The sequence below is a fragment of the Alphaproteobacteria bacterium PA2 genome, from assembly GCA_002256425.1.
GTDB lineage: Bacteria > Pseudomonadota > Alphaproteobacteria > Caulobacterales > Caulobacteraceae > Phenylobacterium.
In genome coordinates, this window is sequence record NKIZ01000001.1 from 2,697,616 (window position 1) to 2,723,757 (window position 26,142).

26 protein-coding genes and 2 pseudogenes are annotated in these 26,142 nt (G+C 65.7%); 13 read left to right on the plus strand and 15 right to left on the minus strand.

Translation table 11 applies throughout. The features are described 5' to 3' along the window. Nucleotides 1–71: 71 nt before the first annotated feature. Nucleotides 72–1,574 (minus strand): ABC transporter ATP-binding protein, encoded by a 1,503-nt coding sequence (locus CFE28_13030; protein ID OYU70836.1) that lies wholly within the window; start codon nt 1,572–1,574, stop codon nt 72–74. 292 nt (nt 1,575–1,866) lie between these two features. On the opposite strand from CFE28_13030, the gene CFE28_13035 reads away from it, so the two are divergent. Next, nucleotides 1,867–2,949 carry a hypothetical protein gene (locus CFE28_13035; GenBank protein ID OYU70837.1) on the plus strand — a complete coding sequence of 361 codons (1,083 nt, stop codon included), beginning with the start codon at nt 1,867–1,869 and terminating at the stop codon, nt 2,947–2,949. A gap of 14 nt (nt 2,950–2,963) precedes the next feature. On the opposite strand, the gene fliE is transcribed toward CFE28_13035, so the two are convergent. Genes fliE through flgB form a run of 3 tightly spaced genes read right to left on the minus strand, consistent with a single transcriptional unit; the run spans nt 2,964 to nt 4,138 of the window. Next, complete coding sequence (gene fliE / locus CFE28_13040) at nt 2,964–3,272, minus strand: flagellar hook-basal body complex protein FliE (GenBank protein ID OYU70838.1); 309 nt, start codon at nt 3,270–3,272, stop codon at nt 2,964–2,966. Nucleotides 3,273–3,285: 13 nt separating this feature from the next. Continuing rightward, a complete protein-coding gene (flgC, locus tag CFE28_13045) occupies nt 3,286–3,705 on the minus strand; it encodes a flagellar basal body rod protein FlgC (GenBank protein OYU70839.1) in 420 nt (139 codons plus the stop codon). A gap of 10 nt (nt 3,706–3,715) precedes the next feature. Continuing rightward, on the minus strand, nt 3,716–4,138 hold the full coding sequence (gene flgB, locus CFE28_13050; protein OYU70840.1) for a flagellar basal body rod protein FlgB: 423 nt from the start codon (nt 4,136–4,138) through the stop codon (nt 3,716–3,718). Between the two features lie 105 nt (nt 4,139–4,243). On the opposite strand from flgB, the gene CFE28_13055 reads away from it, so the two are divergent. Together CFE28_13055 and fliP are read left to right on the plus strand one after the other, a co-directional pair. Beyond that, nucleotides 4,244–4,543, plus strand: a complete 300-nt coding sequence (locus tag CFE28_13055; protein OYU70841.1) for a hypothetical protein — start codon at nt 4,244–4,246, stop codon at nt 4,541–4,543. Then, nucleotides 4,536–5,342 (plus strand): flagellar biosynthetic protein FliP, encoded by an 807-nt coding sequence (gene fliP / locus CFE28_13060; protein OYU70842.1) that lies wholly within the window; start codon nt 4,536–4,538, stop codon nt 5,340–5,342. The genes CFE28_13055 and fliP overlap by 8 nt, the downstream gene beginning before the upstream one ends. Nucleotides 5,343–5,471: 129 nt before the next feature. Here the strand turns inward: fliP and CFE28_13065 are convergent. The 5 genes and pseudogenes from CFE28_13065 to CFE28_13085 form a co-directional block, all read right to left on the minus strand. Further along, a pseudogene (locus CFE28_13065) lies at nt 5,472–8,342 on the minus strand (endoglucanase). A 144-nt stretch (nt 8,343–8,486) separates the two neighbouring features. Continuing rightward, nucleotides 8,487–9,377, minus strand: a pseudogene (locus CFE28_13070) (hypothetical protein). Beyond that, entirely contained in the window at nt 9,374–9,937 is a 564-nt protein-coding gene (locus CFE28_13075) for a flagellar positioning protein PflI (protein OYU70843.1), read from the minus strand. The pseudogene CFE28_13070 and the gene CFE28_13075 overlap by 4 nt, the downstream one beginning before the upstream one ends. Next, nucleotides 9,934–10,938 carry a flagellar motor switch protein FliM gene (locus CFE28_13080; protein ID OYU71703.1) on the minus strand — a complete coding sequence of 335 codons (1,005 nt, stop codon included), beginning with the start codon at nt 10,936–10,938 and terminating at the stop codon, nt 9,934–9,936. Before CFE28_13080 ends, CFE28_13075 begins: the two co-directional genes overlap by 4 nt. 96 nt (nt 10,939–11,034) lie before the next feature. Further along, the gene (locus CFE28_13085; protein OYU71704.1) at nt 11,035–11,562 is read right to left on the minus strand and encodes a flagellar basal body protein FliL; all 528 of its coding nucleotides are present in this window, start codon (nt 11,560–11,562) and stop codon (nt 11,035–11,037) included. 306 nt (nt 11,563–11,868) lie between these two features. Between CFE28_13085 and flgF the strand changes: the two genes are divergently transcribed. Genes flgF through CFE28_13110 form a run of 5 tightly spaced genes read left to right on the plus strand, consistent with a single transcriptional unit; the run spans nt 11,869 to nt 15,403 of the window. Then, entirely contained in the window at nt 11,869–12,606 is a 738-nt protein-coding gene (flgF, locus tag CFE28_13090) for a flagellar basal-body rod protein FlgF (GenBank protein ID OYU70844.1), read from the plus strand. A gap of 13 nt (nt 12,607–12,619) precedes the next feature. After that, complete coding sequence (flgG, locus tag CFE28_13095; GenBank protein OYU70845.1) at nt 12,620–13,408, plus strand: flagellar basal-body rod protein FlgG; 789 nt, start codon at nt 12,620–12,622, stop codon at nt 13,406–13,408. Nucleotides 13,409–13,412: 4 nt separating this feature from the next. Next, nucleotides 13,413–14,138 carry a flagella basal body P-ring formation protein FlgA gene (gene flgA / locus CFE28_13100; GenBank protein OYU70846.1) on the plus strand — a complete coding sequence of 242 codons (726 nt, stop codon included), beginning with the start codon at nt 13,413–13,415 and terminating at the stop codon, nt 14,136–14,138. A gap of 14 nt (nt 14,139–14,152) precedes the next feature. Further along, complete coding sequence (locus tag CFE28_13105) at nt 14,153–14,884, plus strand: flagellar basal body L-ring protein (GenBank protein ID OYU70847.1); 732 nt, start codon at nt 14,153–14,155, stop codon at nt 14,882–14,884. Between the two features lie 30 nt (nt 14,885–14,914). Continuing rightward, nucleotides 14,915–15,403, plus strand: coding sequence for a hypothetical protein (locus tag CFE28_13110; protein ID OYU70848.1), 489 nt, complete (start codon nt 14,915–14,917; stop codon nt 15,401–15,403). Here the strand turns inward: CFE28_13110 and CFE28_13115 are convergent. The 4 genes from CFE28_13115 to CFE28_13130 form a co-directional block, all read right to left on the minus strand. Beyond that, complete coding sequence (locus tag CFE28_13115; protein ID OYU70849.1) at nt 15,400–17,316, minus strand: 1-deoxy-D-xylulose-5-phosphate synthase; 1,917 nt, start codon at nt 17,314–17,316, stop codon at nt 15,400–15,402. The genes CFE28_13110 and CFE28_13115 overlap by 4 nt on opposite strands. A gap of 29 nt (nt 17,317–17,345) precedes the next feature. Continuing rightward, nucleotides 17,346–18,230 carry a farnesyl-diphosphate synthase gene (locus CFE28_13120; GenBank protein ID OYU70850.1) on the minus strand — a complete coding sequence of 295 codons (885 nt, stop codon included), beginning with the start codon at nt 18,228–18,230 and terminating at the stop codon, nt 17,346–17,348. After that, entirely contained in the window at nt 18,230–18,472 is a 243-nt protein-coding gene (locus CFE28_13125; GenBank protein OYU70851.1) for an exodeoxyribonuclease VII small subunit, read from the minus strand. Before CFE28_13125 ends, CFE28_13120 begins: the two co-directional genes overlap by 1 nt. 72 nt (nt 18,473–18,544) lie before the next feature. Then, nucleotides 18,545–19,471, minus strand: a complete 927-nt coding sequence (locus CFE28_13130) for an acetoin utilization protein (protein ID OYU70852.1) — start codon at nt 19,469–19,471, stop codon at nt 18,545–18,547. 34 nt (nt 19,472–19,505) lie between these two features. Here CFE28_13130 and CFE28_13135 point away from each other — a divergent pair, with 34 nt between their 5' ends. The 5 genes from CFE28_13135 (at nt 19,506) to CFE28_13155 (ending at nt 24,661) form a co-directional block, all read left to right on the plus strand. Beyond that, on the plus strand, nt 19,506–20,036 hold the full coding sequence (locus tag CFE28_13135) for a GNAT family N-acetyltransferase (GenBank protein ID OYU70853.1): 531 nt from the start codon (nt 19,506–19,508) through the stop codon (nt 20,034–20,036). Nucleotides 20,037–20,124: 88 nt separating this feature from the next. Next, nucleotides 20,125–21,321 carry a VWA domain-containing protein gene (locus CFE28_13140; protein ID OYU70854.1) on the plus strand — a complete coding sequence of 399 codons (1,197 nt, stop codon included), beginning with the start codon at nt 20,125–20,127 and terminating at the stop codon, nt 21,319–21,321. 43 nt (nt 21,322–21,364) lie between these two features. Further along, nucleotides 21,365–22,021, plus strand: a complete 657-nt coding sequence (locus CFE28_13145) for a TetR family transcriptional regulator (protein ID OYU70855.1) — start codon at nt 21,365–21,367, stop codon at nt 22,019–22,021. 86 nt (nt 22,022–22,107) lie between these two features. Continuing rightward, complete coding sequence (locus CFE28_13150; GenBank protein OYU70856.1) at nt 22,108–23,196, plus strand: hypothetical protein; 1,089 nt, start codon at nt 22,108–22,110, stop codon at nt 23,194–23,196. 169 nt (nt 23,197–23,365) lie between these two features. Then, entirely contained in the window at nt 23,366–24,661 is a 1,296-nt protein-coding gene (locus tag CFE28_13155) for an MFS transporter (GenBank protein ID OYU71705.1), read from the plus strand. Here the strand turns inward: CFE28_13155 and CFE28_13160 are convergent. Both CFE28_13160 and CFE28_13165 read right to left on the minus strand, forming a co-directional pair. Beyond that, on the minus strand, nt 24,627–25,628 hold the full coding sequence (locus CFE28_13160; protein ID OYU70857.1) for a lysophospholipase: 1,002 nt from the start codon (nt 25,626–25,628) through the stop codon (nt 24,627–24,629). The two genes, CFE28_13155 and CFE28_13160, sit on opposite strands and share 35 nt — an antisense overlap. Further along, the gene (locus CFE28_13165; protein OYU71706.1) at nt 25,625–26,125 is read right to left on the minus strand and encodes a uracil-DNA glycosylase; all 501 of its coding nucleotides are present in this window, start codon (nt 26,123–26,125) and stop codon (nt 25,625–25,627) included. The genes CFE28_13160 and CFE28_13165 overlap by 4 nt, the downstream gene beginning before the upstream one ends. Between the last annotated feature and the right edge of the window lie 17 nt (nt 26,126–26,142).

Below are 26,142 nucleotides of genomic sequence, written 5' to 3' on the forward strand. Positions count from 1 at the left end.
CCGACAAGACATCATAACATATAATGACAGATTTTCCAGTTATGCCATTTTTGCAAAGGATGGCATATCCATCACGGCAAGACCACCGTTCCATTCCCCTCCCCGTCCAACTCGATCCGCCAGGTCACCGCCTCCAGCTTCTCCAGGAACACCAGGTCGTGGCTGACCAGCAGCAGGCCGCAGGGGCAGTCGGTCAGGGCGGTTTCGAGGGCTTCTATGGAGGGCAGGTCCAGGTGGTTGGTGGGTTCGTCGAGGACCAGCAGCTGGGGTGAGCGGGACAGGCCCAGGGCCAGGAGGAGCTTGCGGATTTCCCCGGGGCTGGGTCGGGCGGTCTCCAGCAGGCGCTGGGGGCGGGAGCCCAGACGGCTGACGGCGGTCATCACCGGGCCCAGTTGCGCGGCGGGCAAGTCCTTGGCCTCGTCCAGCAGGCGGGCGGCGTCCGGCGCCGACACCTCCTGCGGCATTTCGATCAGGTGGTCCGGCGGAACCCGGATCTGCGACAGGATCTTGGCCAGCAGGGTCGACTTGCCCGCCCCATTGGGACCGACCAGGGCAATGCGGTCCGTGGGTCCCATGGACAGGGCCCGATGGCGAAGGACCCGGTGGTCCCCCAGGGGGATCTCGCCGGGTTCAAGGGCGAACAGCCGGTCGCGACGGGAGGCCTGGGCCGACAGCCAGATGCCGGTGCGGTATTCCTTGTCCACCCGGGCGGCGTCCAGGCGGTCCGCGGCCTGGCGTTCCCGGCCCTGCATCTGGCGCAGGGGGGCGCCGGCCTTGCTGTCGGCCACCCGGGCGGCGTTGATCTTGCCCCGGCCGTCACTGTCGTGACGATCAAGGTGGCGCTTGGAGCGCAGCTGGTGCTCGCGGGACGCCTTCTCCCGGCGGACAGCCATTTCCTGTTCCAGGGCCCTGTGGGCGCGGGCCGCCTTGTCCCGCTCCGCCAGGCGATGTTCGCGGTCGGCCTGGCGCAGGTCGCGGGCGGCGGAATAGCCGCCGGGATAGACCTGCACCCCCGGTGGTTCGAGCCAGATGCACTGGACGCACAGTTCATCCAGCAGGGCGCGGTCATGGCTGACAATCACTCCGACCCCGCGAAAGCCCTTCAGGGCGTCGATCAGCAGCCGCCGCGCCCCGGCGTCCAGATGGTTGGTGGGCTCATCAATGGCCAGCAGGTCGGGGCTGAGCCACAGGGCGCAGGCGATCTGGGCCCGCTTCCGCTCCCCGTGGCTGAGGGTATCCCAGCGCAGGGCGAAGTCGGGCTCTATGTCCAGCCGGCCCCGCAGCCGGGCGGCGTGGGCGCTCCAGTCTTCCAGGAAGGCGTCCAGCTCCGGCGGCGGGTGGTCGGTTCGCTGTTCGCAACAGACGGCCTGCCCGCCGCCCTCCACATGGCCAGAGGTCGGGTTCAGCCGCCCGCAGAGCAGGTTCAACAGGGTGGACTTGCCTGCCCCATTGGCGCCCAGCACCCCGGTAAAGCCCCGGGGCAGATGGGCTGACAGGCCGGAAAACAGGGGCGCCGTCGCGCCGTCATACTGATAGGAAAGGTCGCGGAAGGCGACATAGGGGGCGTCAGACACGACAGGTCTCCACTACTCGAATGGCCTTGGGCCGGGCTCGGGTATCAGATGCTGTTCGTGTTCATGGTCCTCGGATGTCCTGTAGGCGGGTGATCCGCCGGGGGAAGATTATGGCGGCCTTCCTGCGGCGTCAATCGGCTGCGGTGGGCTTGGCCGGCCCCGCCCAGGCCATTGAAGCGGACCCCGACCTCCGCCGCACTGACCGGAGCTGGCCATTGTTCCACGCCCCGGAATGCCGCTATCAGGGTCGGCGCGTCGCAGGGGCGCAGGCGCCAGGCGGAGACCCTTTTCGATGAACAGCGCAGACAGTTTCAGCGCCGACTACCCGCAGGCCCGGGCCAAGTTCCTGGAAGCGGCGCGCGAAGCCAACGGGGCGCTGGACTCCATCACCCATCCTGAGCGGGGCCCGGACGGCAGTGAACTGGCCACCGATGTCGCCTGGTTCGGCCCCAGGCAGGCCCGGTCGGTTCTGGTCCTCATTTCCGGCACCCATGGGGTCGAAGGGTTCTGTGGATCGGGCGCCCAGATCGACTGGCTGCGCCGTGGCGGCGCGGGGAGCCTTCCCGGGGACGTCGCGGTCATGGTGGTGCACGCCATCAACCCCTATGGGTTCGCCTGGCTGCGGCGGGTGACTCACGAGAATGTCGACCTCAACCGCAACTGGATCGATTTCTCAAAACCACTTCCGGCCAACCCGCTTTATGAGGATCTGGCCGAGGCGCTCTGCCCCGAGGCCTGGACACCCGAGGTCCAGGCCGCCTGCCGGAAGGCCATGAGCGCCTTCAACGCTGAAAGGGGAAGCCGGGCCCTCCAGCAGGCCGCCACCGGCGGTCAGCACACTCACCCGAAGGGCATATTCTTCGGCGGCCTTGAGCCGACCTGGTCCCGGCGGACCCAGACGGCCCTGTTCGAGCACTATCTGGGGCAGGCCGGACGCATAGGCATCATCGACTATCACACCGGCCTGGGCCGATGGGGCTATGGCGAACAGATCGTCCTGGACCCGGTGGGCAGTCCCGGCTTCGAACGGGCCCGCCGCTGGTTTGGCGCGGCCATAACCTCACCCACGGACGGCACCTCGACTTCAGCCGAAATCCGGGGCGATGGCCTGTCTGCGGCGTCAGACCTTTTGAAGCACGCCGAGGTAACCTCCATGGCGCTCGAGGTGGGAACCCAGGACCCAAGGGCCGTGCTGGATGCCGTACGGGCCGACGCCTGGGTCCACGCCCATGGCGACCCGATGAATGCTCAGGGGCGGGCGATCAAGGCGCAGATCCGGGACGCCTTCTATGGCGATCAGGACGACTGGAAGGGCATGGTGGCGGGCCAGTCCCTGCTGGCGATCAAACAGGCGCTCGGCTCCCTGGCTGTCTAGCCAGGGCAGGCGCCCTAGATCGGCATCCGCATGATTTCCTGGTAGGCGCTGATCACCTGGTCGCGGACGGCCATGACGGTTTCCAGGCTGGTCTCGGCGGCCGAGATGGCGGTGGCCACATCGATCAGCTGGGCCTTGCCCTGGGTGTGGTTGACGATCTGGGTCTCGGCATTCTTCGAGGCCTGCATGGCGTCGGTCATGGCGTTCTTGACCAGGGCGCCAAAGTCCATGCCCCCTTCGGCAGCGCCGGCGAGGCCAGAGGTCGCTGACGTGGTCTGGCCGGCGGCGGCGTAGGCCTTGGCGGCGGCAAGGGCGGTCATCATGGCTTAAGGCCCCCTATTTGCGCAGGAGATCGAGGGTGCGCATGTCCATATTGCGCGCCGTCTCGATGACATTGAGGTTGGCTTCATAGGCCCGCTGGGCCTCGCGCATGTCCAGCGCTTCCACCAGGGAGTCGACATTGGGCAATTTCACATAGCCGCTGGCGTCGGCCGAGGGATGCCCCGGCTCGTATTCCATCTTGAAGTCGGAGGTGTCGGGCATGACCTTGGTCATCCGCACCCCCTCGCCGCCATCCACCCTGACCGGTTTGAAGACCGGGATCTGCCGGCGATAGGGATCGCCGCCTGCGGTCTTCGAGGTCGAACCGGCATTGGCGATGTTCTCGGCGATGATCCGCATCCGCGCCTGCTGGGCGCGAAGGGCCGAGGTGGCGATGGTCTGGGCGGCGGAACCCGCGGACTTGATTTCAGCCATGGATCAGCTCCTAGCGGCTCGGCGGCCGGGCGGCCATCTTCAGGAGATTCAGCGACTTCTGGTAAAAGCTGACCGCCGCCTCATAGTTCATGCGGGTGTCGGTCAGTTTCAGCATCTCGTCTTCCAGCACGACGCTGTTGCCGTCCAGTGTGGTCTCGGTGTCCAGGGTCTTCCTGGACCTGACCTTCGGCGGATTGGGCGAGGTGGCTGTGTGGGCGATGTGCATGGGGCTGGTCACCGCCACCGACATCGGCCCCGGCGGCGGCGCAACCGCCGCCATGTGGGACTGGAAGCTGTACTGCTTCAGGTCCTGGGGCATGTAGTTGGGGGTGTCGGCATTGGCCACATTCTGGGCGATCACCCTCTGACGTTCCGTCAGATAGCCCATGCGCGACTTGAGCATGGCGAACAACGGAATGTCGGTGATGTCCATGGTCAATATGGTGAAGAAATAGGGTTAATCGGTCCTTAAGACCCTCCCGGCCATATCTCGCGCGGACCGGCGCCCGTCTGGCCGGCCAGCTGGACTGATCTGGACATGAACCTCGCTGACGCCGTTCGCGCCATATTCGCCCTCGCCCTGACCCTGGGGCTGGTGGGGCTTGCCGCCGTGGCCCTGCGGCGGTTTGGTCCTGACGCCCTGACCAACCTGATCCCCAAGGGCAGGATGCGGCGACTGGCCGTGGTCGAGACCCTGATCCTGGATCCCGCACGGCGGCTGGTCCTGGTGTCCTGCGACGGCGAGGAGCAGCTGCTCCTGCTGGGCGAAGGCCAGGCCCTGAAGACCCTGCCTCCCCTGCCCGTTCCCCAACCGACAAAGGCTGTTTTCGATGCTTGACCGCCTGCGCAGCCTTTGGGTTTCGACCTTCGGGTCCTGGCACAGGGACGATGTCCGGCGAGCGGCCGGCCTTGCCCTGATCGCCACACTGGCGGCCATGATCGCGCCGACCCACGCCATCGCCCAGGCGGTGAATATCGACCTGGGCACGGGCTCTGGCCTGACCAACCGGGTGGTCCAGCTGATCGGCCTGCTGACCGTCCTGTCCCTGGCCCCGTCCATTGTCATCATGACCACGGCCTTTGTGCGGATCGTGGTGGTCCTGTCCCTGCTGCGCACGGCCCTTGGCCTGCAGCAGAGCCCGCCCAATGCGGTGATCATCAGCCTGTCCCTGTTCCTGACCGCCATTGTCATGGGCCCGACCTTCCAGACCTCATACAATCAGGGGATCAAGCCCCTGCTGGACCAGCAGATGGAACTGCCCCAGGCCTTCACGGCCGCCGGCGCCCCGGTCAAGACCTTCATGCTGGCCCAGGTGGACCGCGAGGACCTGGATCTCTTCGTCCGCCTGTCCAAGACCCCCAAGCCCCAGACCGTGCAGCAGCTGCCCCTGCAGGTGGTGACCCCGGCCTTCATGATCTCAGAACTGAAGCGGGCCTTCGAAATCGGCTTCCTGCTGTTCGTGCCCTTCCTGGTCATCGACCTGGTGGTGGCCAGCGTGCTGATGAGCATGGGCATGATGATGCTGCCGCCCGTGGTGGTGTCCCTGCCCTTCAAGCTGATCTTCTTCGTCCTGGTGGACGGCTGGCGACTGGTGGCCGGCAGTCTGGTGGAAAGCTTCCATACAGCCACGCGTTAGCGGGCATCTGAACAAGGCGGGTTCTGCGGCCTACGCCGGGGTGACCGATGCTGTAGCCTAGCCCTTGGTCGCCTTGGGGGCGGCGGCGGCGGCCTGGCGGGTGGCGGGGCCAACCGGGGCCGGGGCCTGCCTGAAACGGGTCTTCATCTTGCCGACCCAGCCGGTGAAGGCCTCATTGTCGGCGGTGATCCGGCCGAAGTCCTGGACGCTGAGCTGGCCCTCGGAAATGCCCGACAGGGCAACCTTCATGGCTTCGGGATTGCGCGACTGGTCCACAAAGGGCTGATAGCGGCTGCGCAGGCGGGCCAGGCTGGCGTCATCCCCGGCCAGGCTGTAGGCCACGCCGGCCCGCAGGACCTTGCCCTCATCCTCGGAGGACAGGGCATCGGCGCGCTTGTAGCGGTCGCCCAGGCTCTTTTCGAAATTGAAGCCGGCCTGGGGCCAGTTCTTCTGGCGCCAGAGCATTTCATTGCGCAGGTCCTGGGCCTCGGCCCCGGCGTCCCGCTCCAGCAGTTCCAGCCCGGCGTCGATCCGGTTCAGGTTCATCAGGGCGCGGGCCTCCACCAGACGGCGCTGGGCGTTGAGGCCGGCGGGCAGGATCGTGGTCCGGGAACTGTTGATGGCGTCAAGGGCGGCCTCAGGCTTCTTGTCCATCAGGTAGATGACCGCCAGATCCGTGGACACCTGGGCCTTGGGCACGCCGTCCAGGCGGTTCTCGGCCTGATACTTCAGAAGCTCCGCGGCCTGGTCCAGAAGGTCCACATCCACCAGACGCCGGACCTGCTTGCGCACCATGAGGTCGCCATCCGGGCCGTAGGGTGTCAGTTCCTTGAAGTCCATGAACAGGGCCAGGGCCTGGATGGGCTCGAGCCCGTCAGCCGCGCCGTCCAGGAACAGGGATTTGAAGGCCAGGCTGAGGTCGGCCTGCAATTGCCGGGCGGTGGGCAGGTCGGGCAAGCGGTTGCCGGCGGACCGCAGGGCCTCGAGCGCCTCGCGATAACGCCCCTGGTTCAGATAGAGCTGACCAAGGGCGCGGATGGATTCAAGCTCGGTGGCGTCGCCCCGCCAGCGATACCTCAGACCGTCGAAAACCTCCGCTGCCTGGACAGGAGTGATCTTGCCCATATCCATGCGGATCTGAGTGGCCCGCAGCAGGGCGGGCGCCGACAGGGACTCGGTGGGCGCGCCGGTGATGGCGGCATAGATCCTCAGGGCGCGATCTGGATGCCCCGACATCTCGACATACCGCGCCTCGACCAGGCGGGTAGCCAGTTCTTCCAGGGGTTCGGTCTTGTCGCTTAGGGCCAGTCGGACGGACCGGCCAGCGGCCTCGACGTCGCCAAGCTCAAGGGCCGCCTGGGCGTCGGATCGCGCGAACCGCGCCTTCCACTTGGGAGAGAATTCGGCGAAGGCGTCGGCGCCGGCTGCGAACTGGCTGCGGACATCATTCCACTGGGCCAGCTGGGCGGCGGCATAGGCGCGCCACAGGGCCGCCGACGGATCGTCGGACAGGATCGGCACGCCCAGATCGACCTGGGCCTCCTTGTAGCGGCGGGCCATGATCTTGGCGATGCCCCGCAGGGCCCGGAACTCGGCGTCGTCGGAGATCGAGGCATTGGCCCGGGCCGCGTCGTTGAGAACGCCAATCGCCTCATAGGAAAGCTCGTTGCCGATCAGGAACCGCGCCAGGGCGTAACGGGCCGCTGTCGGCGCATCCTTGCCCTTCTGTGTCTCCACCATGGCGGCGTTCAGCAGGGCGTTGTACCGGGGCATGAAGCCTTCAGGCCCGGTGCGGGACCAGTCGGGATCAATCAGGCCCGGGCGGCTGGCGGCCTCCGGTGGACCAAGGGAGGATAGCGCCTTCTCCGGCTCGTCCGAAGCCTTGGCCGAGATCGGCGACAGGACAAGTCCTTCCTGACGCCCGATGTGCACAAGGTCGCCTTCGTGGGTGACCGAGAGATCCTCCACATAGGATTCCATGGCCAGGCCCTGGACCGAGGGCAGGACGGCCATCTGGACATACTCGTGGCGCGCCGCCACGCCCTTGGACGGACCAAGGGCGGTCACGACAGAGAGCTCGTCCCCGACTACGGGGTCCGACACCTTCACCGACCGGGTCGCTCCGGCCAGGGCTGCCTTCAGGGATGCGGGGCCGCCAATGTCGTCGCGGACAATGCGCACCTGATTGCCGGCCGCCTGGGGGCCCGATCCCAGGCCTATGGTCCAGGTGGATCCCAATGCGCTGGCATAGAAAGGGGTCGCAGGCGATGTGGTGATGCGCACCGCAGAATAGTCAGGGCCCTTGAAGGCCTGGACATTGGAAAACTGTTTCAGCCCCCGAGGCGCCCGGGACACGTCGATATTGGCGGGCGCATCGAACACCACCCAGATGGAAGCCCCCCTGCGGAAGACCGCCGCGCCATTGGGATTGGCCCACGGGAAGGTCAGTTCGACCTGGCCGTGCTGCAGCTTGGCGTTCATCTGGACCACCCCGCCAGGCGGAACAGGGTCGGCCCGCGGGGCCATGGTCTCGGGGACATCCTCGATCCGGGCGACCTGATCGGGTTCTGGTTTCGGCGCCGGGGTCGGCTCGACCTCGGCCTTCTGGAAGAGATTGACGAAGGTGGCGCCGTCGGCGTTTCCGACCTTGGCGTCAGCGTCGTCCGTCAGGGTTATGACCAGCTCGAGCACGCCCGCCGCATGTCTGGCTTCAGCGCTCTTGACCCAGGGCGGTGGGCTGATCCGCAGGCGGGTCAGATCGGGATTGGCGTCCCGATTGAACTTGAGGACCAGCTTCTGGCCCTCCCGGGTGACCTTGGCCTGGGCGCCGCCGGCCCAGTGGAATTCGATGCGGGTGAAGTCCTTGGCCAGACCCACATGGACATTCAGCGCGCCCCGGGGCGTCGGCCGCGCAACCGGCGCCACCGCCCCGACCGGGGCGGCGATGGCGGCGATGGTGATCGCCGCGACGCTGGAATGGAGGGCGCGCCTGAGCTTCATGGCCTAGTTGGGATTGGCCGCTGCAGGCGGAAGGGATGGCGGTTCCGGCGCCGGCTTGGGCTCAGCCGGAGGCTTCGGCTTGGGCTTCGGCTTGGGTTTAGGCTTCGGCTTGGGCTTTGGCTTTTCCGCAGGCTGGGTCGGATCGGGAGAGGCCGCAGCCGGGTCAGGACCTGCCTTGGCGCCAGCCTCGGTCGCCGCAGGCTTGGCGGCGGGGGCGGCAGGGGCTGCCGCCGCCGCAGGGACACCGGCCTTGTCCGCCCCGGCCGCTGCAATGGCGCGGGTGGCGGCGAACCTGCGGGCCAGGGCTTCGGTCAGTTTCTTGGCTTCGGCCGGAGGCATCTGGGCGAGAACCGCAGAAAGAGACTTTTCCTTCATCTTGGCGGCGATCGGCAGACGCACGGCGTCGTCCAGAATGACCATGCGCGGCGCAGCGTCCTTGGGCTTCATGCTCTCGAACACCTTGACCATGCGGTCAATTTCCGCCTGCTCCTTGGCGTCGGCCTGCCCCATCAGGCCCTTGATTTCGGACTTTACAGCGGCGAGCGCCTTGAGCTTGGCGTCGACCTTGGCTTCAGCGGCCGCCATGAGGGCCAGCTGGACCGAGAGGTCGGTCTCGCGCTTGTCCAGCTGCCCCCGCCGGGCGCCCAGGCTCTGCATGACCTGCAGTTCCGCCGGAGACAGGCCGGCGGCCTTGGCCAGCTCTGCGGCTGTGGGCGCGCAGATCTTGGCGGGCTTGGCGCCTGCCGGGGCGTTCGCAGCATCTTCACCGGCCTCTGTGGCCGAAGGCGCAGCCTCGCCACCTTCCACCGGCGGGTCGGCGGGGCCAAGCTCGTGCTCATCGCTCGCCTTGGCCTCGGGCTTTTCGCCCTTGTCTGCCGGCTTTTCAGCCGCCTTGGGCTTGGCGGCGGTTTCCGCAAACGCCCGGGCGCCGGACATCAGATCCGGCAGGGTCTCAGCCCCGGAAATGGCATTGACGGCCAGGACTCCGGCCGCCGCAACACCGATCAGGGGAAGTATGCGTGGAATTCTGTTCATCGACGCCCCGCCGCGGTCTTGCGCAGGACCAGATCCCCAGCCTCATCATCCCCGCCGAACAGTTCGTCCTCATAGCCGGGACGCTGGCGGGATGGCTTGGCTGACAACCTTGCCTCGGGCTCTGGCGCCATGCGCTGGCGGGGCTCGCGGGCCGCCGACAGCAGGGAGCCCAGCCGGTGGGCGACGCGCTCCACATCGGCCTCGGACACCGGGCGTTCCTGATCGTCTCCATGGCTGCGGCGAGGCATGGGAACCACCTCGCCCCGGGCGCGGGGTTCAGGCGCCCGCTCTACCTGCCGCTCCAGCTTTGCGGCCAGGGCGCGGGCCTTTTCGATCCGGTCGGACAGCAGGTCCACAGCCTCGTCCGTCGCTTCGCGCAGGGCGGCGAGGCCGCGCTCGGCCCGCAGGCCGGCGGTGTCCAGTTCGGCCACAGCCCGGGCGAAGCCCTCATGGCTCTGGCGCAGGGCGTTGAGGCGGCGGTTCAGGCGAAAACCCATCCAGAGGGCGACCAGCAGCAGGCCGGACAACAGGGCGTTCAGGCCGATGGCGACGAGACTCATGAGGACCTCTGAAGTTCGGATCGGGCGTTGGGAGACAGGGGAGCCTCCACCCGGACAGCGATGTGATGATTGCGGCGACCCATGCGGCCATAGGTCAGCGGGATGGTGCCGGCGCGCAGCTGGACCATGCTGTCAGGGGTGGCGTTGAGCATCAGGGTCTCGCCGACCTTGAGGTCGAGGACCCGCTTGAGGCTGATCTGCTGCTCATCGAGCACGGCGCGCACGTCCATCTGGGTGGTCCAGATCTCGGTGGCGAGGTGGCCTTCCCAGATATTGTCGCGACCGAACTTCTCACCCATGAACTGCTGGAGCAGCATCTTCCGGATGGGCTCGAGGGTGGCGTAGGGCAGCAGGAGCTCGATACGGCCGCCGCGGTCTTCCATGTCGATGCGCAGCTTGACCAGAATGGCCGCATTGGCCGGACGGGCGATGGCGGCAAAACGGGGATTGGTCTCGAGGCGGTCCAGGGTGAAGGTCACCGGGGTCAGGGGCTCGAAGGCTTCAGCGGCATCGGCCAGCACGACCTCGACCATGCGCTGGACCAGAACCCGCTCGATGGTGGTGTAGGGACGGCCTTCGATCCGCATGGCCGCCGTACCGCGACGCCCGCCCAGCAGGACGTCGACGATGGAATAGATCAGGTTGGAGTCCACGGTCAGCAGACCGTAGTTCTCCAGCTCCTCGGCCTTGAACACCGACAGGATGGCCGGCAGGGGGATGGAGTTCAGATAGTCGCCAAACCGGATGGACGAGATGTTGTCCAGGCTGACTTCGACATTGTCGCTGGTGAAGTTCCGCAGGGAGGTCGTCATGTGCCGCACCAGGCGGTCAAAGACGATTTCGAGCATCGGCAGACGCTCGTAGGACACCAGGGCCGAATTGATGATCGACCGGATGCCTGACCGTTCAGACGAGTCCTCGTCAGAGAGGTCAAAACCCAGAAGACTGTCGATCTCATCCTGGTTGAGGATGCGCTCGGCGCCCACCAGGGTCTCGGCCATGTTGTCGGCGCCCCAACCGGGGGTGTCAGCAGCGGCGCCGTCGGCGGGAGGATCTGTTTCGTCAGCCATAGGGGGCGTGCAACCGGGCCATTTGGCCTAGTTGATCAGCATCTCCTCGATCAGTACGGCGTTCACCTTTGCGGGGGCGATCACCAGGTTCACCCGGCGAAGTATCTCGGTTCTAAGTTGATAAGATCCTTGCGAACCCTGAAGATCTTCGGGGCGCAGCTCGCGCAGGAAGGTCTGGAACATGTCCTGCATGCGCGGCATGGCCGGCTCCAGGGCATCAGCCGTTTCCTCGTCCGGAACCTCAAGGGTCAGCTTGAGCTTGAGGAAGGTGGGACGGCCATCGGCCGTCTGCATGTTGACGACGATGTTCGGCAGGGTGGCGAACATGACGCCCTCAGGGCCTTCCTTGACCGTGACGAGCGGCTTTTCGTCCTTGCCCTCGCCTTCCTTCTTCTTGCCGTGCTCTTCCTTCTTGCCCTTTTCCTTTTCCTTCCCGGCCTCCCCATGGCCAGCCTCGCCATGAGCTTCAGGCTTGGGCTTGAGGAGGAAGAAGGCCGCCGCGCCGCCGCCAAGGGCCAGGACCAGCACGACAGCTGCGATGATGATGATCATCATCGGGGGCTTTTTCTTGCCGCCGCCTTCGCCTTCTTCGCCTTCCGGGACTTCGTCCTCGGACTCTTTGGCGTCTTTCTTGCTGGACACGCGCGCGTTTCCTTAGACTCTGGTCTCCCATTCATGCGTTGAACTTGGTTAATGATCGGTTTTTTTCCGGGTTCTGCTCAGCGGAAACATGCCGGGCAAAAATCGCCGACCGTCAAAAATTAACCATTCTAATCACTGATTTCATTACTGTTTTCAGGTGGCCCAATCCTTGCAGGCTCTCACGTGCTCACCCCTGAGCAGGATGCGGGTCGGATTTGAATGGATAACGCCCTCTATGTTGGCCTGTCGCGGCAGATGACCCTGCGTCGCGAGCTCGACATCGTGGCCAACAACATCGCCAACGCCGACACCACCGGATTCAAGGTCGAGAGCCTGCTGGTGAAGACGGCGCCGAGCGCGCCTGCACGCACCCAGGATGGCCCCAAGCCGGTGAAGTTCGCCCTGGATGTCGGCGTCGCCCGGGACTTCACGCCCGCCGCCCTGCACGCCACCTCGGCGGCCCTTGACCTGGGCATTGACGGACCGGGCTTCTTCAAGATTTCAACGACAGGTGGCGAACGCTACACCCGCAATGGCCACTTCCGGATGGACGACACCGGAAAGCTGGTGAACCAGGCCGGTCAGGCCGTCCTGGATGAAGGTGGCGGCGAAATCACCCTCGACCCCCAGAAGGGCGCGGTTTCCATCGCGACTGACGGCACGATCAGCCAGGGCGAGGAACGGGTCGGCAAGGTCGCGGTGGTCAAGTTCGACAGCCTGTCCGCCCTGGATAAGTCCGGGGACAATCTCTACCGCAACCTGTCCAACCAGCAGCCCCAGCCCCTGACCACCGCCGTGGTGCGTCAGTCCATGCTGGAGAACTCCAACGTCAATTCCATCGCCGAGATCACCCGGATGATCGAGGTCACCCGCGCCTATGAGTCCATGGCCAAGATGATGGACTCCACAGCTGAACTCTCCCGTCGCTCGGTCGAGCGAATGGGCCGCGTACAATAGGGAAATCTAGGTAATGCAAGCGCTTAGAACCGCCGCGACGGGCATGTCAGCCCAGCAGATGAATGTTGAAGTCATCTCCAACAACATCGCCAACATGAACACCATCGGGTTCAAGCGGCAGCGGGCCGAGTTCCAGGACCTGCTCTACCAGACCCTTGAGCGGGCCGGCGCCCAGTCCTCCGACCAGGGCACCATTGTTCCCACCGGCATCCAGATCGGCGCCGGCGTGAAGACCGGATCGACCTACCGCATCACCGAACAGGGCGCCCTGACCCAGACCGGCAACAAGCTGGATGTCGCCATCCAGGGCCGCGGCTATCTGCAGGTTCTGATGCCGTCCGGCGAGATCGGATACTCCCGGGCCGGCAACCTGTCGGTCAATGACCAGGGCCAGCTGGTGACCAAGGACGGCTATCAGGTCCAGCCCGCCGTGACCCTGCCCTCCGACGCCCTGGACGTCAGCATTTCAAAGTCCGGCCAGATCCAGGTGACCCAGGCCGGGCAGACCGCCCCCAGCATCATCGGCAATCTGGAGTTGGCGACCTTCCTCAATGAAGGCGGCCTCGATCCCATCGGCGACAACATGTTCATGCAGAGTGGCGCGTCAGGCGCGCCGACCACCGGCATTCCCGGCACGGCGGGGATCGGCACCCTGCTTCAGGGCTATACCGAGGCTTCCAACGTCGACGCCGTGAGCGAAATCACCGCCCTGATCGTCGCCCAGCGCGCCTATGAGATGAATTCCAAGGTCATCACCTCGGCCGACCAGATGCTGGCCGCTGCGAACCAGCTGAAGAGCTAGGATCATGCGCCGCATCATCATCGCCCTCACCCTGGCCCTGACCGCCGCCCCGGCCCTGGCCGGCCAGACGGTCAATCTGAAGCCCCAGGTGTTCGACGCAGATGGCGTCATCACCCTGGACGACGTCTTCGACAATGCGGGTTCGGCCGGACGGGTGGTCGTGGCCCTCCGCCAGGGCCAGACCGCAGTGCTGGACGCAGCCCTGGTCCAATCCCTGGCCCGGCGAAACGGCCTGGACTGGGCCAATCAGAACGGCCTGCGCCGGATCATTGTCGGCGGCCAGGTCGTGTCCGCCCAGAGAGCCAATATCGATGTCCTGACCTATGCCCGCAACCTGTCGGCCGGCGAGATCGTCCAGCCCCAGGACCTGCTGTGGGCCAAGGTCGCCGCCGCCCCCAGCGACGCCGCCTCCGACGCCGACCAGCTGATCGGCATGGTGGCCAAGCGTCCCCTGCGGATGGGCGCGGCCGCCGCGCGCCACGATGTCTCGGCCCAGGTGGTCATCAAGCCAGGCGACCTGGTCACCGTCACCTTCGAGGCCGAGGGGATCAGCCTGTCCCTGCAGGCCAAGTCCATCGGCGCCGCCGCGATAGGCGAAGCCGTCGATATCCAGAACATCTCGTCCAAGAAGATCATCCAGGCGGTCGCCACCGGCCCGGGCCAGGCCGCCATCGGCGCCCAGGCCGACCAAGTCCGCGCCGCCGCCCGCACCCAGATCGCACTCCGTTAGTGAAGGTTCACCTGATGCGTTTTCCCCTGCTCGCCCTCATCGCCCTGGCCCCCCTCGCCGCCTGCTCCACGGTCACCGACGTGGTGCGCGGTCCGGAAATGGCGCCGGTGGGCTATCCCTCGGCCCTGGTCCCACGCGACCAGATGGTGCTGGCTTCAGCCGCCGAGCGGGCCAGTCAGCCGGCCTCGGCGAATTCCCTGTGGCGCAGCGGCGCGCGGGCCTTCTTCATAGATCAGCGCGCGGCGAAGGTCGGCGACATCCTGACCGTCCAGATCGATATCGACGACAGCGCCAAGACCTCGAACTCCTCGACCGCGACCCGGAAGTCCAACATGTCCGCCGGAGTGCCGCACCTTCTGGGCCTGGAATCCAGCCTCGGGAAAATCCTGCCGGGCGGCTTTGACGCGTCCAACGCCCTGGAAACCACCTCGACCTCGACCAATGCCGGGGCCGGCAGCGTCAACCGGTCTGAAAAGATCTCCCTGACCATCGCTGCGGTCGTGTCGGCGGTCCTGCCCAACGGCAATCTGGTCATCCAGGGCACGCAGGAAGTGCGCACCAACGCCGAGCTGCGGCAGCTGACCGTGGCGGGCATTGTCCGGCCTGAGGACATTTCCTCGGCCAATACGGTCAAGCACACCCAGATCGCCGAGGCCCGGATCAGCTATGGCGGCCGCGGTGACATTTCGGTGGCCCAGCGCACGCCGGCCGGCATCGCCCTGACCCAGAAGTTCAGCCCCTTCTAGCACCCGTATTGCAGTGCTAGCCTTCCGGGCATGATCGCAACCCTGCCCTTCATCCTGTTCGCCCAGGTCGCCAGCCAGACGGCGGCGCCCGGGGCCTGGACCCTGGAGACTCCCAAGGCCGCCCCGGCCATCTTCACCTATGCCAGGGACGGGGCGCAGCTGGTCCAGATGACCTGCCAGCCCGACAGCGGTCAGATCCTGTTCAGGGTGGCCGTGAGGAAGCGGCTTGCAGCGCGAAAATCAGGGACGATCTGGACAAACGCCCTGGGCATGCCCGCGCCCTGGCCCGCCAGTGTGACCCTGACCTCTGCAGACACAGCCAGCACCCTGAGGGGCGCCCTGGACGCCGAGACACAGACAGGGGCGTCCATCGCCCTGGCCGAGGCCTCGACCCAGGCGCCATTCCTCAGGAACTTCGGAAAAACCGGCGCCATGACCTTCACGGTCATGGGTGAAACCATCGGGCCGGATCCTGCCAAATCTGGAGATGCCCGGAAGTTCCTCCGGGCGTGCGGCTAGGCTCGCAGGCCTGCCGCCGAGACATTGTCGACACCCAGGGCTGACAGGGCGCCACGGGCGATCCCTTCGGCGTCCAGACCCGCCTGGGCGTACTGGAGCTCGGGCTTGTCGTGATCCTGGAAGATATCGGGCAGGGTCAGGGTGCGGATCTTCAAGCCCCGATCCAGGGCGCCATGTTCCGCCAGGGCCTGAAGCACGAAGGCGCCAAAGCCGCCCATGGAGCCTTCTTCCACGGTGATCAGGGCCTCGTGTTCCCGGGCCAGGCGCAGGATCAGATCGATATCCAGGGGCTTTGCGAAGCGGGCGTCGGCGACCGTCGTTGAAAAGCCCCGGGCCGCCAGCAGGTCTGCGGCCTTGAGGCTCTCGGCCAGGCGGGTGCCGAAGGACAGTATGGCGACCGCCGTGCCTTCGCGGACAATGCGACCCTTGCCGATTTCCAGGGCCTGTCCGATTTCGGGCAGGGCGACGCCAACACCCTCGCCCCGCGGGTAGCGGAAAGCGGACGGGCGGTCGTCAATGGCCACGGCGGTGGCGACCATGTGGGCCAGTTCGGCCTCGTCGGCGGCGGCCATCAGCACCATGCCTGGCAGGGCGCCCATATAGCCGATGTCAAAGGATCCAGCATGGGTGGCGCCGTCAGCTCCCACCAGTCCGGCCCGGTCCATAGCGAAACGGACGGGCAGCTTCTGGATGGCGACATCGTGCACCACCTGGTCATAGCCGCGCTGCAGGAAGGTCGAATAGATGGCCGCAAAGGGCTTCATGCCATCTGCAGCCAGGCCGGCCGCAAAGGTCACGGCGTGCTGTTCCGCAATGCCGACATCGAAGGTGCGGTCCGGGAAGGCGGCGCCGAACAGATCCAGGCCCGTGCCGGAGGGCATGGCGGCGGTGACGGCGACGATCTTGGGGTCGCGCTCGGCCTGACGGATCAGTTCCTGGGCGAAGACCTTGGTGTACTGCGGCGCCGCGGCCTGACCCTTGGCCTGCTGGCCGGTGACCACATCGAACTTGGCGACGGCGTGCAGCTTGTCAGCGGCGGCCTCCGCCGGCTGATAGCCCTTGCCCTTCTGGGTGACCACATGAACAAGCACCGGCTTGTCCTTGATATCACGGACATTTTTGAGAATCGCCACAAGGGCGTCCATGTCGTGGCCGTCGATTGGCCCGACATAATAGAATCCGAGCTCTTCGAAGAAGGTGCCGCCGGTGACCATGCCCCGGGCGAATTCCTCGGCCTTGCGGGCGGCCTCCATCAGGGGCTTGGGCAGGGCGCCGGCCATGGAGCGGCCGATCTTGCGGATCTGACGATAGCCGCCGCCGGAAACCAGGCGCGCCATATAGGCGCTCATCCCGCCGACGGGCGGGGCGATGGACATGTCGTTGTCGTTGAGGATGACGGTCAGCTGGCCGGTGGTTTCGGCCGCATTGTTCATGGCCTCATAGGCCATGCCCGAACTCATGGAGCCGTCGCCGATGACAGCGACAACCGAGTTGGCCTTGCCCGCCGCGTCCCGCGCCGCGCAGAAGCCCAGGGCGGCAGAGATGGAAGTGCCGGCATGGGCCGCGCCAAAGGGGTCGTATTCGCTTTCCGCCCGGCGGGTGAAGCCGGACAGGCCGCCGCCCTGGCGCAGGGTCCGGATTCGGTCGCGGCGACCGGTGAGGATCTTGTGAGGATAGGCCTGGTGGCCGACGTCCCAGATCAGGATGTCGTCGGGGGTCTCATAGACATGATGCAGGGCGACGGTCAGCTCGACCACGCCCAGGCCCGCGCCAAGGTGCCCACCGGTCTGCGAGACCGCATCAATGGTCTCGGCCCGCAACTCATCGGCCAGCTGGCGCAGTTGCGGAACCGTGAGGCCGCGGGTGTCCGCCGGCAGGGAGACCGTATCAAGCAAGGGCGTGTGAGGAGGCATGATCTAAGCGGACTGGGAGAACGAAGACGTCAGTGGGAGCGATCTAGCACGAAATCGACACTGTTCCTCAGGAAATCCGCGCGTCGGCCAAAGGGTTCGAGATGGGCCTTTGTCTGGTCGATCAGCAGGTTCAGCCTCTGCCGCGCATCACCTACCCCGAGCAGGGTGACATAGTTTGCCTTGCCCTTTTCGGCGTCCTTGCCGGCCTTCTTGCCCAGAGCCGCGCCGTCGCCCTCGGCGTCCAGCAGGTCATCAACGATCTGGTAGGCCAGACCCAGGTCCTGGGCGAATCCCATCAGGGCGTGATGCTCTGCACCGCTGGCGTGAGCCATGATCATCGGAAGTTCGAAGGAGACCGCGATCAGGGCGCCGGTCTTCAGTCTCTGCATGCGGGCCACCGCGCCCAGATCGTCGCGCACCCCCAGCAGGTCGATCATCTGACCGCCGCACATGCCCCGCGCCCCGGCTGCGACGGCCAGCTTCAGCACCATGTCAGCCCGGACCCGGCCATCGGGATGGGTCTCCTGGTCGGCGAGAATTTCGAAGGCCACGGCCTGCAGGCTGTCGCCCACCAGAATGGCGGTCGCCTCGTCAAAGGCCTTGTGCACAGTGGGCTGGCCATGCCGGACATCATCGTCATCCATGGCCGGCAGGTCGTCATGAACCAGACTGTAGGCGTGGACGCATTCCACGGCGCAGGCGGCGCGCAGGACCGACTTGGGATCCAGATCAAACAGACGGCCGGTCTCTATGGCGAAGAAGGGCCGCAGTCGCTTGCCGCCGCCCAGGGCCGCATAGCGCATGGCCTCGGTCAGCCGGGCTTCGGGACCTTCGGCCCGGGGCAGCAACTCATCCAGGGCGACCGTGACCAGATCAGCGGTTTCGGCGATCCGCCGCGCAACCTCTTCGGTCATCAATTGAACTCGGCGGGCTCTGCACCGGCGCCGCCGCCGGCCCCGACCACGATCTTCTCCACACGCAGACGCGCGGCCTCGAGCCTCTGCTCGCAGTGGGACTTCAGCCGCGCGCCGCGCTCGTAGAGTTCAATGGAAGCCTCAAGGGGCGCCTGACCCGACTCTAGCTGACCGACAATCCGTTCCAGCTCGGCCAGGGCCTGCTCAAAGGTCAGGCCGTCAATATCCGAAGCGTCCGCCATCGTTGTCCCCTTGGTTCGCTGAGCAAACTAGTGAGACGACTTCACGCCCGCAACGGCGTATCGCCCTCCGTCTCAAGACAATTGCAGGGCCCGGAGGTGGGCGGTCGCCGAGGTTCCCAGGGCGTTGAGGCCATAGCCCCCTTCAAGGGAGCTGACGATCCGGCCCTTGCTGTGCTTTCGCGCCACGGTCGCTATGGCCCGGGTCGCCCATTCGAAATCTTCGGCCTGGAGATTCTGCGCCGCATCGCCCACCGGATCGCCGGCATGGGCGTCAAACCCTGCCGAGATCAGGATCAGATCCGGGGCAAAGGCGTCCAGGCGGGGCATGAGGCTCTCAAAGGCCTTGCGCCAGACTGCAGCGGGCGCGTTGGGCGGGGCGACGGCATTGCAGATATTGGCGGCTGAAACTTCATCCGGATGACCGGTGCCGGGCCACATCGGCCATTGCTGGACCGAGGCGAGGAACAGGTTGTCGGCGCCGGCGAAGGCCGCCTGGGTGCCGTTGCCGTGATGGACGTCGAAGTCCACCACCGCCACCTTCCCAAGACCTGCCGCCTGCGCCGCCCGGGCGGCGACCGCGACATTTGAGAAGATGCAGAACCCCATGGGCTTGTGAGGCTCTGCGTGATGGCCCGGCGGCCGCACGGCGCAGAAGGCCCGATCCCCCTGCCCCGCCGCGACATCGCGTACTGCCTGGACGACTGCCCCGGCTGCCCGGCGCGCGGCGGCGAGACTGCCGGCCGACATGTAGGTGTCTTCGTCCAGCATGAGCCGCCCCTGCTGAGGCGCTGATCCGAATATGGCGTCCACATAGTCGCCAAGATGCACAGTGGCGAGGTCTTCCCGGGTCACCAGCGGCGCCTCCCGGCGATCAAGCCGCAGGTCGCTTGCGTCTTGCAGGGCGTCCAGAACTGCTGTCAGTCTCTCGGAGCGCTCGACATGTCCCGGCCCAGGACTATGGCCTAACATATCGGCGTGGGTGTAGAGCCCGACCGTCATATTGATTCCATCTAGAGTGGCGCTGATCTCGTCTATGGCTGCATTAAGCATTCGCAAAGCACAAGTGGCCGATGCCGCCGCCCTGGCTGAAATTGGCGCAAAAACATTCGTCGAGACCTTCGGACACCTCTATCCGGAGCCTGATCTGAACGAATATCTGGCCCAGGCCTATGACATTGGCGAGACACGGGCCGGGCTCGAACATCCCCAGAAAGCTTCCTGGCTTGTTGAAGACGAGGGCGAGGTCGTCGGGTTCGCAACTGCTGGTTTGAGCGATTTGCCGCACCCCGACATCGGACCCAGGTCCTATGAACTCAAGCGGTTCTACCTGCTCAAGGCACGACAGAACGGCGGGATTGGCTCGACCCTGTTCCATGAGGTTATGGACTGGATGCTGGCTCAGGATCCCAGGGATCTGTGGATCGGGGTCTGGTCAGAAAACACCGGGGCCCAGCGGTTCTATGAACGCCATGGCTTCGAGCGGGTGGGCGAATACGGCTTCAAGGTGGGCTCAACAGTCGACCACGAATTCATCCTGCGGAAGACCCTGGTCCCGGCGCACTGATTCCTGCGCCTTCTAGGCTGGACAGACCGGCCTTCGGTCTTCATCTTGCCAGATCAAACAGTTGTTCGTCCCTAGAGGGGAACCCCCGATGTTCATGCGTTTCTTCACCGAGCTGCGCGACGCCAAGGTCCCGGTGTCGCTCAAGGAATACCTGATGCTCATGGAAGCCCTGGACAAGTCGGTCATCGACCGGTCGGTGGAGGACTTCTACTTCCTGTCCCGGGCCGCCCTGGTGAAGGACGAAAAAAACCTGGACCGTTTCGATCAGGTCTTCGGCCATGTGTTCAAGGGGCTGGACAAGGTCGAAGGTCTTGGCGTCGCCGACATTCCGGCTGAATGGCTCAAGCGCATTTCCGACCAGTTCCTCACCGAAGAGGAAAAGGCGCAGATCGAGGCCATGGGCGGCTTCGACAAGCTGATGGAAGCCCTGGCTGAGCGCATGCGCCAGCAGAAGGAAGAAGAAGGCGACGGCGACGGCAAGGGCAAGGGCAAGAACGGTCGTGGAGACCCCCCTGGCGACTCACCCTTCGGCGCCAATGGCTATCATCCCGAGGGCGTGCGGATCGGCCAGGACAAGGGCCGTCACGGAAAGGCCATCAAGGTCTGGGACAAGCGCGAGTACAAGAACCTCGACGACTCCGTCGAGCTTGGCACCCGCAACATCAAGGTCGCCCTTCGCCGCCTGCGCAAGTGGACCCGGGATGGCTCGGCTGAAGAGCTGGACCTGGACGGCACGATCCAGGGCACGGCCGAGAAGGGCTATCTGGACATCCAGCTGCGCCCGGAACGGCGCAACAAGATCAGCGTCCTGATCTTCTTCGACATTGGCGGGTCCATGGACAGCCATATCAAGATCTGTGAGGAGCTGTTCTCGGCCGCCCGGACCGAGTTCAAGAACATGGAGTTCTACTACTTCCACAACTGCCTCTATGAGAGCGTCTGGAAGGACAACCGCCGCCGGCACGCCGAAAAGCTGTCGACCTTCGACGTGCTCCACAAGTTCTCCAAGGACTACAAGGTCATCTTCGTCGGCGACGCGACCATGAGCCCCTATGAGATCACCTATCCGGGCGGCTCGGTGGAGCACTGGAACGAGGAAGCCGGGGCTGTCTGGCTGGACCGGGTCTGCCAGACCTTTGACGATGTGGTCTGGCTCAATCCTACGGCCGAGCGCCACTGGGACTACACCCCGTCCATCGAGGTCATGCGGCAGCTGGTGGGCGACCGTATGTTCCCCCTGACCATCGAAGGCCTGGAAAAGGCCATGAAGGAGCTGGCTCGCTGATCCCTGGGGTCAAGCTCGTCAGACGCCTGAAGGATTCGCCGAAGTGACGGACATCCCCGCACCGCATGACGCCGGAGACACCGGCGAAGCTGCGACCAAGGCGGCGGTTTTCAACGCAGCGGAGCGCCTGTTCGCCCTGCGCGGCTTCCAGAACGTGTCGGTGCGGGACATCACGTCGGAGGCAGGGGTCAATCTGGCCTCTGTGAACTATCACTTCGGGTCCAAGGACGCCCTGCTGTTCGAGATCTTCCGGCGGCGCACGGCCGAGCTCAACCGCGAGCGGGCCCGCATGCTGCACGAGGCTTCGGACAAGCATCAGGGCAAGCCGCCGGTCCGCGCCATTCTCGAGGCCCTGTTCGCGCCTCCCCTGCGCTGGGCCGCACCCTCCCTTGACCGGCGCATCTCTGTCCAGTTCATCATCCGCGCCCGCTCCGAAGGCACCGAGGAAATGCGTGATGTCCTGGTCAAGGATGTCAGCCATCTGGCCCGGTTCGCCGACGCCCTGATCATCGCCCGCCCGGACCTGCCCCGTGAGACCATTTTCTGGCGGCTGCACTTCTGTCTGGGCATGATCCACAACAACCGCTTCGCCGAATTCGATCGCCTGCACGTCCTGTCTGACGGCGCGACCCGTGAGGGCGATATCGAAGGCCTGCTCCAGCGCATGCTGGACTTCGCCGAAGCCGGGTTCCTGGCCTGACCCGCGACCTCTCCAGCCTTCTGACCAAGGCCTACGCCTTCAGGTTCCTGGACGCCTTCCTTCTGGTCTATCCGGTCTATGGCGTCATGTTCGTGGCCCACGGCCTGACCCCTGTCCAGGTCGCCTCGACCCTGATCGCCTGGTCCATCACCGGCATTGTCCTGCAGATACCCGCTGGCGCAGCGGCGGATCGCTGGTCCCGCCGCGCCGTCCTTGCGGTAGGCCAGGCCGTGCGGGCTGCAGGCTTTCTGGTCTGGGTGATCTGGCCGACCTATCCCGGATTTCTCATCGGCATGATCGGCTGGGGGGTGAAGAGCGCCCTGACCAGCGGCATATTCGAAGCCCTGCTCTATGACGAACTGGCGGCCATGGACCGGCGGGAGTCCTATGCCCAGCTGGTAGGACGAACGGCGGCCGTGTCCTATGTGGCGGTGCTAGCCGCCTCCATCGGCGCTTTCCTCAGCGTTTCCCTGGGCTATCCGGTGGTGATCCTGGCCAGCGCAGCGGCCTCCGGCGCAGCGGCCCTGGCCGCCATGTCCCTGCCCCACGCCAGGGCGGCCCTGGCGGTGCACAAGGCCCTGGACCTCACCCAGATCCGGGATGCCGCCGCCTTCGCCTTCACGCACCCCGCCATACCCTGGGTCATAGGGCTGGCCGCGGTGAGCATAGCCTTTGGCGGCGGCCTCGACGGGTTCTGGCCCATCTACGCCTCGGGAACCGGACTGAGCGTCGAGCATGTGGCCATTTTTTCGGGGGTGATCAGTGTCGGCCAGATCATTGCGAACATGACAGCCCACAGGCTGAGGCGCATCCCGGAGGCCGGATTCTATCTCCTGGTGCTCGCCATGGGCGCCCTGCTGATCCTGGCGACCGGCGTCTATCAGCCCTGGACCATCGCCATTGTCGCTTTTGTGCCCGGCCTGTTCAAACTGATCGACGTGAACTTCGACGCCCGGCTTCAGGCCCTGATCCCCTCGGAAACCCGGGCGACCCTCGGCGCCATCAAGACCTTTGTCGGTCAGATCGTCATGACCGGACTTCTGGCCGCCTTCGGGGCCCTGGCCCAGGCCAGGTCATACCGGGTCGCCTTCCTGGCCTGTGGGCTGGCCCTTGCCGGGACCGCAGTGGTCTTCCTGGCGGCAAGGCGCAAAAACGGCGGCCTGGACCCGGCCTAGTTCCAGTGCAGGCTTCCCCTGACCCGGGACTCTGCTAGACCGATCATATTGAACGGGACTAGAATTTTTCAGGGAGAGCCTGCACGCCAGAAATCGTGGCGCGGGCGGAATACATTTGGAAAAAGACAATCTGAGCAGTCCTGCCGGAGTCGCCGTCGAAGACGACTCCATGGCCGCCAAGGAAGAAGCCTATGAGCGCTTCGTCTGGGACAATCTGAAACGCAACTACATCGGCAACTACATCCACGGCATGCTGGGCATGACCGGCTTCCGGCTTGTGAATGCGCCGACCTTCCTGCCCGCCTACCTGCACCTGATCTCAGGATCCAACGCCGTGGTGGGCCTGGCCCTGGGTCTCCAGCAACTGGGCAGCGTCATTTCTCCGGTGTTTGGCGCCACCCAGATCGAGCACCGCACCAAGGTGATGCCGGCCGCCGTCTGGATGGGCGGGCTGGCGCGGGTCCAGATTGTCGGCATGGCCCTGGCCGGCTGGTTCCTGCACGGCCAGCCCCTGATCATCGCCATGATGGCCCTGATGTTCCTGTTTGGCCTGTTCATGGGCACCCAGCGGGTGGTGTTTGGCTTCCTGATGGCCAAGGTCATCCCCCTGAGCCGGCGCGGTCGGCTGCAGGCCTGGCGGAACGCCACAGGATCGCTGATCGCAGCGGCCCTGGCCTATGCAGCGGGCAAGTACATCATCAAGGCAGACCTGTTCGGGAACGGCTATTCCACCACCTTCGCCCTGTCGGCCATTCTGACCTCGCTCGGCCTGTGGGCCCTGCAGGTGCTGATCCGTGAGCCCGAGCCCCCGAACCTGCCAGCCAGGACAGGCTTCAAGGACCGACTGAAGGACTTCCCCCAGCTGATCCTGGGTGACCGGGGTTATGCCTGGTTTCTAGTGATGCAGATGCTGGGCACAGCCGGTCGGGCGGCGACGCCGTTCTACGCCATCTATGTCACCCAGCAGATGACCGCCATGGGCGCCGTCAGCGGCCTGGCCGACACCGGAACCTTTCTGGGCCTTCTGGGTCTGGCCTTCATCGGCGCCGACGCCATTTCGAACCTGGTCTGGGGCTATCTGGGCGACAAGACCGGCTTCAAGCTGGTCCTGACCCTGTCCATGTCGCTTTCCATTGCGTCCACGGTCCTGCTGATGAGCGTCCATGTTCCCTGGGCCTTCTTCCTCGCCTTCTTTGGCCTGGGCGCGTCGCAGTCGGGCTATATGATGGCTGCCCAGACCATGATCCTGGAGTTTGGCAGCCGGGAAGAAATGCCCATGCGCATTGCGATTTCGTCCATGGCCGAGGGGATCATGGCCTCCCTGGGTCCCCTGGCCGCCGGACTGATGGCCGACAAGCTGGGCTATCCCTTCGTGTTCGGAGCCTCCATCGGCTTCCTGGTCACCGGCCTCGGAATCCTGCTGGCCTTCGTCAAGGAGCCGCGGACCGCAAGGCTGGCGACCTAGGAATTGCAGGCGCGCCTGATGGCAGTGGCGCCTCTGGATCCCGGACAAAGCTGAGTATGTCGGCCCAGACCTTCGGGCCCTGCCGGTCCCGGGTCATCAGGTGCCAGCCATCGGCGTAGTAGGCTGAGCGGATGCCGGGGCTCAATCGCCCGGCGGCCGAGAACGCGGCCTCCTTCGGAATGATCTGGTCATTGGCGCCATAGAAATAAATGGCCGGCCCCGGCAGGCGGTCGATCCGCGTCCAGCCGGTCTCCATCAGCTCCACAAGGCCATAGAGCGTATCAGCCCGCGCGCCCCAGACCATCAGGGGGTCTCGCCCCATCCCGATCAGTTCCTCGCGGTTGTCCGTCGGTGAGACCTTGGTGGTGAGCCAGCGGGGCGGCTCCCAGATCTTTGACCCGTCCGAGTGGGCGGCAGCCCAGAGGGCGGCCTTGTAGGGCAAGGGTTGGGTCGACCAGCCCCAGACCGCCGGCGAGAGCAGGACAATGCGGTCTACCGGCAGGGGGCGGTCTGAAGTCGCCGCGGCAATGGTGACAGCGCCGCCCATGCTTTCGCCGGCGACGGCCAGTATGGCGTTTGGATATCTGGCCCGCACAAGGGCCACCAAGGTGCGCAGGTCCTCGACCATCAGGTCCTCGCCGGCCCAGACCCCGCGCCCGGGAGAGCGGCCAAAGCCCCGCTGGTCATAGGCGATGGTGGTCACCCCCTGCCCGGCCCACCAGGGCGCCGCCAGATGGAAGGCGTTGGCATAGTCGTTCATGCCGTGGACTCCAATGATCACCGCCCAGGGCTCGCCCCGGGCTTCCCATGTGGTGAGTCCCAGACGTACGCCGTCAAAGCTGACAAAAGCTCCGGGATCGAGGCGGGGCCCCTGGAAGGTCAGGTCGGGCCGCGCCGCCCGCTGCACCGCAAGTGGGGCGCAGGCGGTGAGGACCATGGACAGGACGGCGGCGAGAAGGCGCTTCATGGATCAAGTAGTGTTCGAACCCTTTGGCGAAGATATGGCGTCACTTCGGCTTCAAACCAGGGGTTTCGCTTCAGCCAGGCGGTATTCCGCCAGGAGGGATGCGGCATTGGAATGACTTGGGGGCCATAGTCCCGCCAGGCGCGGACCGTCTCCGTCATGTTGGCCCTGGCGCGTTCCTTCAGGGCCCAGACCTGGGCATAGCCGCCGACCAGCAGGACAAGTTCCACCCCGGGCAGGGCCGCCAGGAGGCGGCTCCTCCACAGTTCAGCGCACCTTGGCGGCGGCGGATAATCGCCGCCCCTGGGATTGGTCCCGGGGAAACAGAAGGCCATGGCCGCCACCCCGATTTCCGGACGGCCATAGAAGGTCTCGGCGTCAAGGCCCATCCATTGCCGCAAACGATCCCCGGAAGGGTCGGTGAAGGGGACCCCGCTCTCATGCACCCGCCGCCCCGGCGCCTGACCGCAGATCAATATGCGGGTCTGCGGCGCGACCATGACTACGGGTCTGGGCT

What these genes read in the sequence shown, in the direction of transcription:
- flgG (OYU70845.1), top strand. Translation starts at nt 12,620, where the DNA reads ATGCAAGCGCTTAGAACCGCCGCGACGGGCATGTCAGCCCAGCAGATG.
- flgA (OYU70846.1), top strand. Translation starts at nt 13,413, where the DNA reads ATGCGCCGCATCATCATCGCCCTCACCCTGGCCCTGACCGCCGCCCCG.
- CFE28_13150 (OYU70856.1), top strand. Translation starts at nt 22,108, where the DNA reads ATGTTCGTGGCCCACGGCCTGACCCCTGTCCAGGTCGCCTCGACCCTG.
- CFE28_13155 (OYU71705.1), top strand. Translation starts at nt 23,366, where the DNA reads ATGGCCGCCAAGGAAGAAGCCTATGAGCGCTTCGTCTGGGACAATCTG.
- CFE28_13165 (OYU71706.1), bottom strand. Translation starts at nt 26,125, where the DNA reads ATGGTCGCGCCGCAGACCCGCATATTGATCTGCGGTCAGGCGCCGGGG.
- CFE28_13035 (OYU70837.1), top strand. Translation starts at nt 1,867, where the DNA reads ATGAACAGCGCAGACAGTTTCAGCGCCGACTACCCGCAGGCCCGGGCC.
- CFE28_13115 (OYU70849.1), bottom strand. Translation starts at nt 17,316, where the DNA reads ATGCCTCCTCACACGCCCTTGCTTGATACGGTCTCCCTGCCGGCGGAC.
- CFE28_13140 (OYU70854.1), top strand. Translation starts at nt 20,125, where the DNA reads ATGTTCATGCGTTTCTTCACCGAGCTGCGCGACGCCAAGGTCCCGGTG.
- CFE28_13055 (OYU70841.1), top strand. Translation starts at nt 4,244, where the DNA reads ATGAACCTCGCTGACGCCGTTCGCGCCATATTCGCCCTCGCCCTGACC.
- flgB (OYU70840.1), bottom strand. Translation starts at nt 4,138, where the DNA reads ATGGACATCACCGACATTCCGTTGTTCGCCATGCTCAAGTCGCGCATG.
- fliE (OYU70838.1), bottom strand. Translation starts at nt 3,272, where the DNA reads ATGATGACCGCCCTTGCCGCCGCCAAGGCCTACGCCGCCGCCGGCCAG.
- flgC (OYU70839.1), bottom strand. Translation starts at nt 3,705, where the DNA reads ATGGCTGAAATCAAGTCCGCGGGTTCCGCCGCCCAGACCATCGCCACC.
- flgF (OYU70844.1), top strand. Translation starts at nt 11,869, where the DNA reads ATGGATAACGCCCTCTATGTTGGCCTGTCGCGGCAGATGACCCTGCGT.
- CFE28_13110 (OYU70848.1), top strand. Translation starts at nt 14,915, where the DNA reads ATGATCGCAACCCTGCCCTTCATCCTGTTCGCCCAGGTCGCCAGCCAG.
- CFE28_13130 (OYU70852.1), bottom strand. Translation starts at nt 19,471, where the DNA reads ATGACGGTCGGGCTCTACACCCACGCCGATATGTTAGGCCATAGTCCT.
- CFE28_13120 (OYU70850.1), bottom strand. Translation starts at nt 18,230, where the DNA reads ATGACCGAAGAGGTTGCGCGGCGGATCGCCGAAACCGCTGATCTGGTC.
- CFE28_13075 (OYU70843.1), bottom strand. Translation starts at nt 9,937, where the DNA reads ATGAGTCTCGTCGCCATCGGCCTGAACGCCCTGTTGTCCGGCCTGCTG.
- fliP (OYU70842.1), top strand. Translation starts at nt 4,536, where the DNA reads ATGCTTGACCGCCTGCGCAGCCTTTGGGTTTCGACCTTCGGGTCCTGG.
- CFE28_13135 (OYU70853.1), top strand. Translation starts at nt 19,506, where the DNA reads ATGGCTGCATTAAGCATTCGCAAAGCACAAGTGGCCGATGCCGCCGCC.
- CFE28_13160 (OYU70857.1), bottom strand. Translation starts at nt 25,628, where the DNA reads ATGAAGCGCCTTCTCGCCGCCGTCCTGTCCATGGTCCTCACCGCCTGC.
- CFE28_13080 (OYU71703.1), bottom strand. Translation starts at nt 10,938, where the DNA reads ATGGCCGAGACCCTGGTGGGCGCCGAGCGCATCCTCAACCAGGATGAG.
- CFE28_13125 (OYU70851.1), bottom strand. Translation starts at nt 18,472, where the DNA reads ATGGCGGACGCTTCGGATATTGACGGCCTGACCTTTGAGCAGGCCCTG.
- CFE28_13085 (OYU71704.1), bottom strand. Translation starts at nt 11,562, where the DNA reads ATGATGATCATCATCATCGCAGCTGTCGTGCTGGTCCTGGCCCTTGGC.
- CFE28_13105 (OYU70847.1), top strand. Translation starts at nt 14,153, where the DNA reads ATGCGTTTTCCCCTGCTCGCCCTCATCGCCCTGGCCCCCCTCGCCGCC.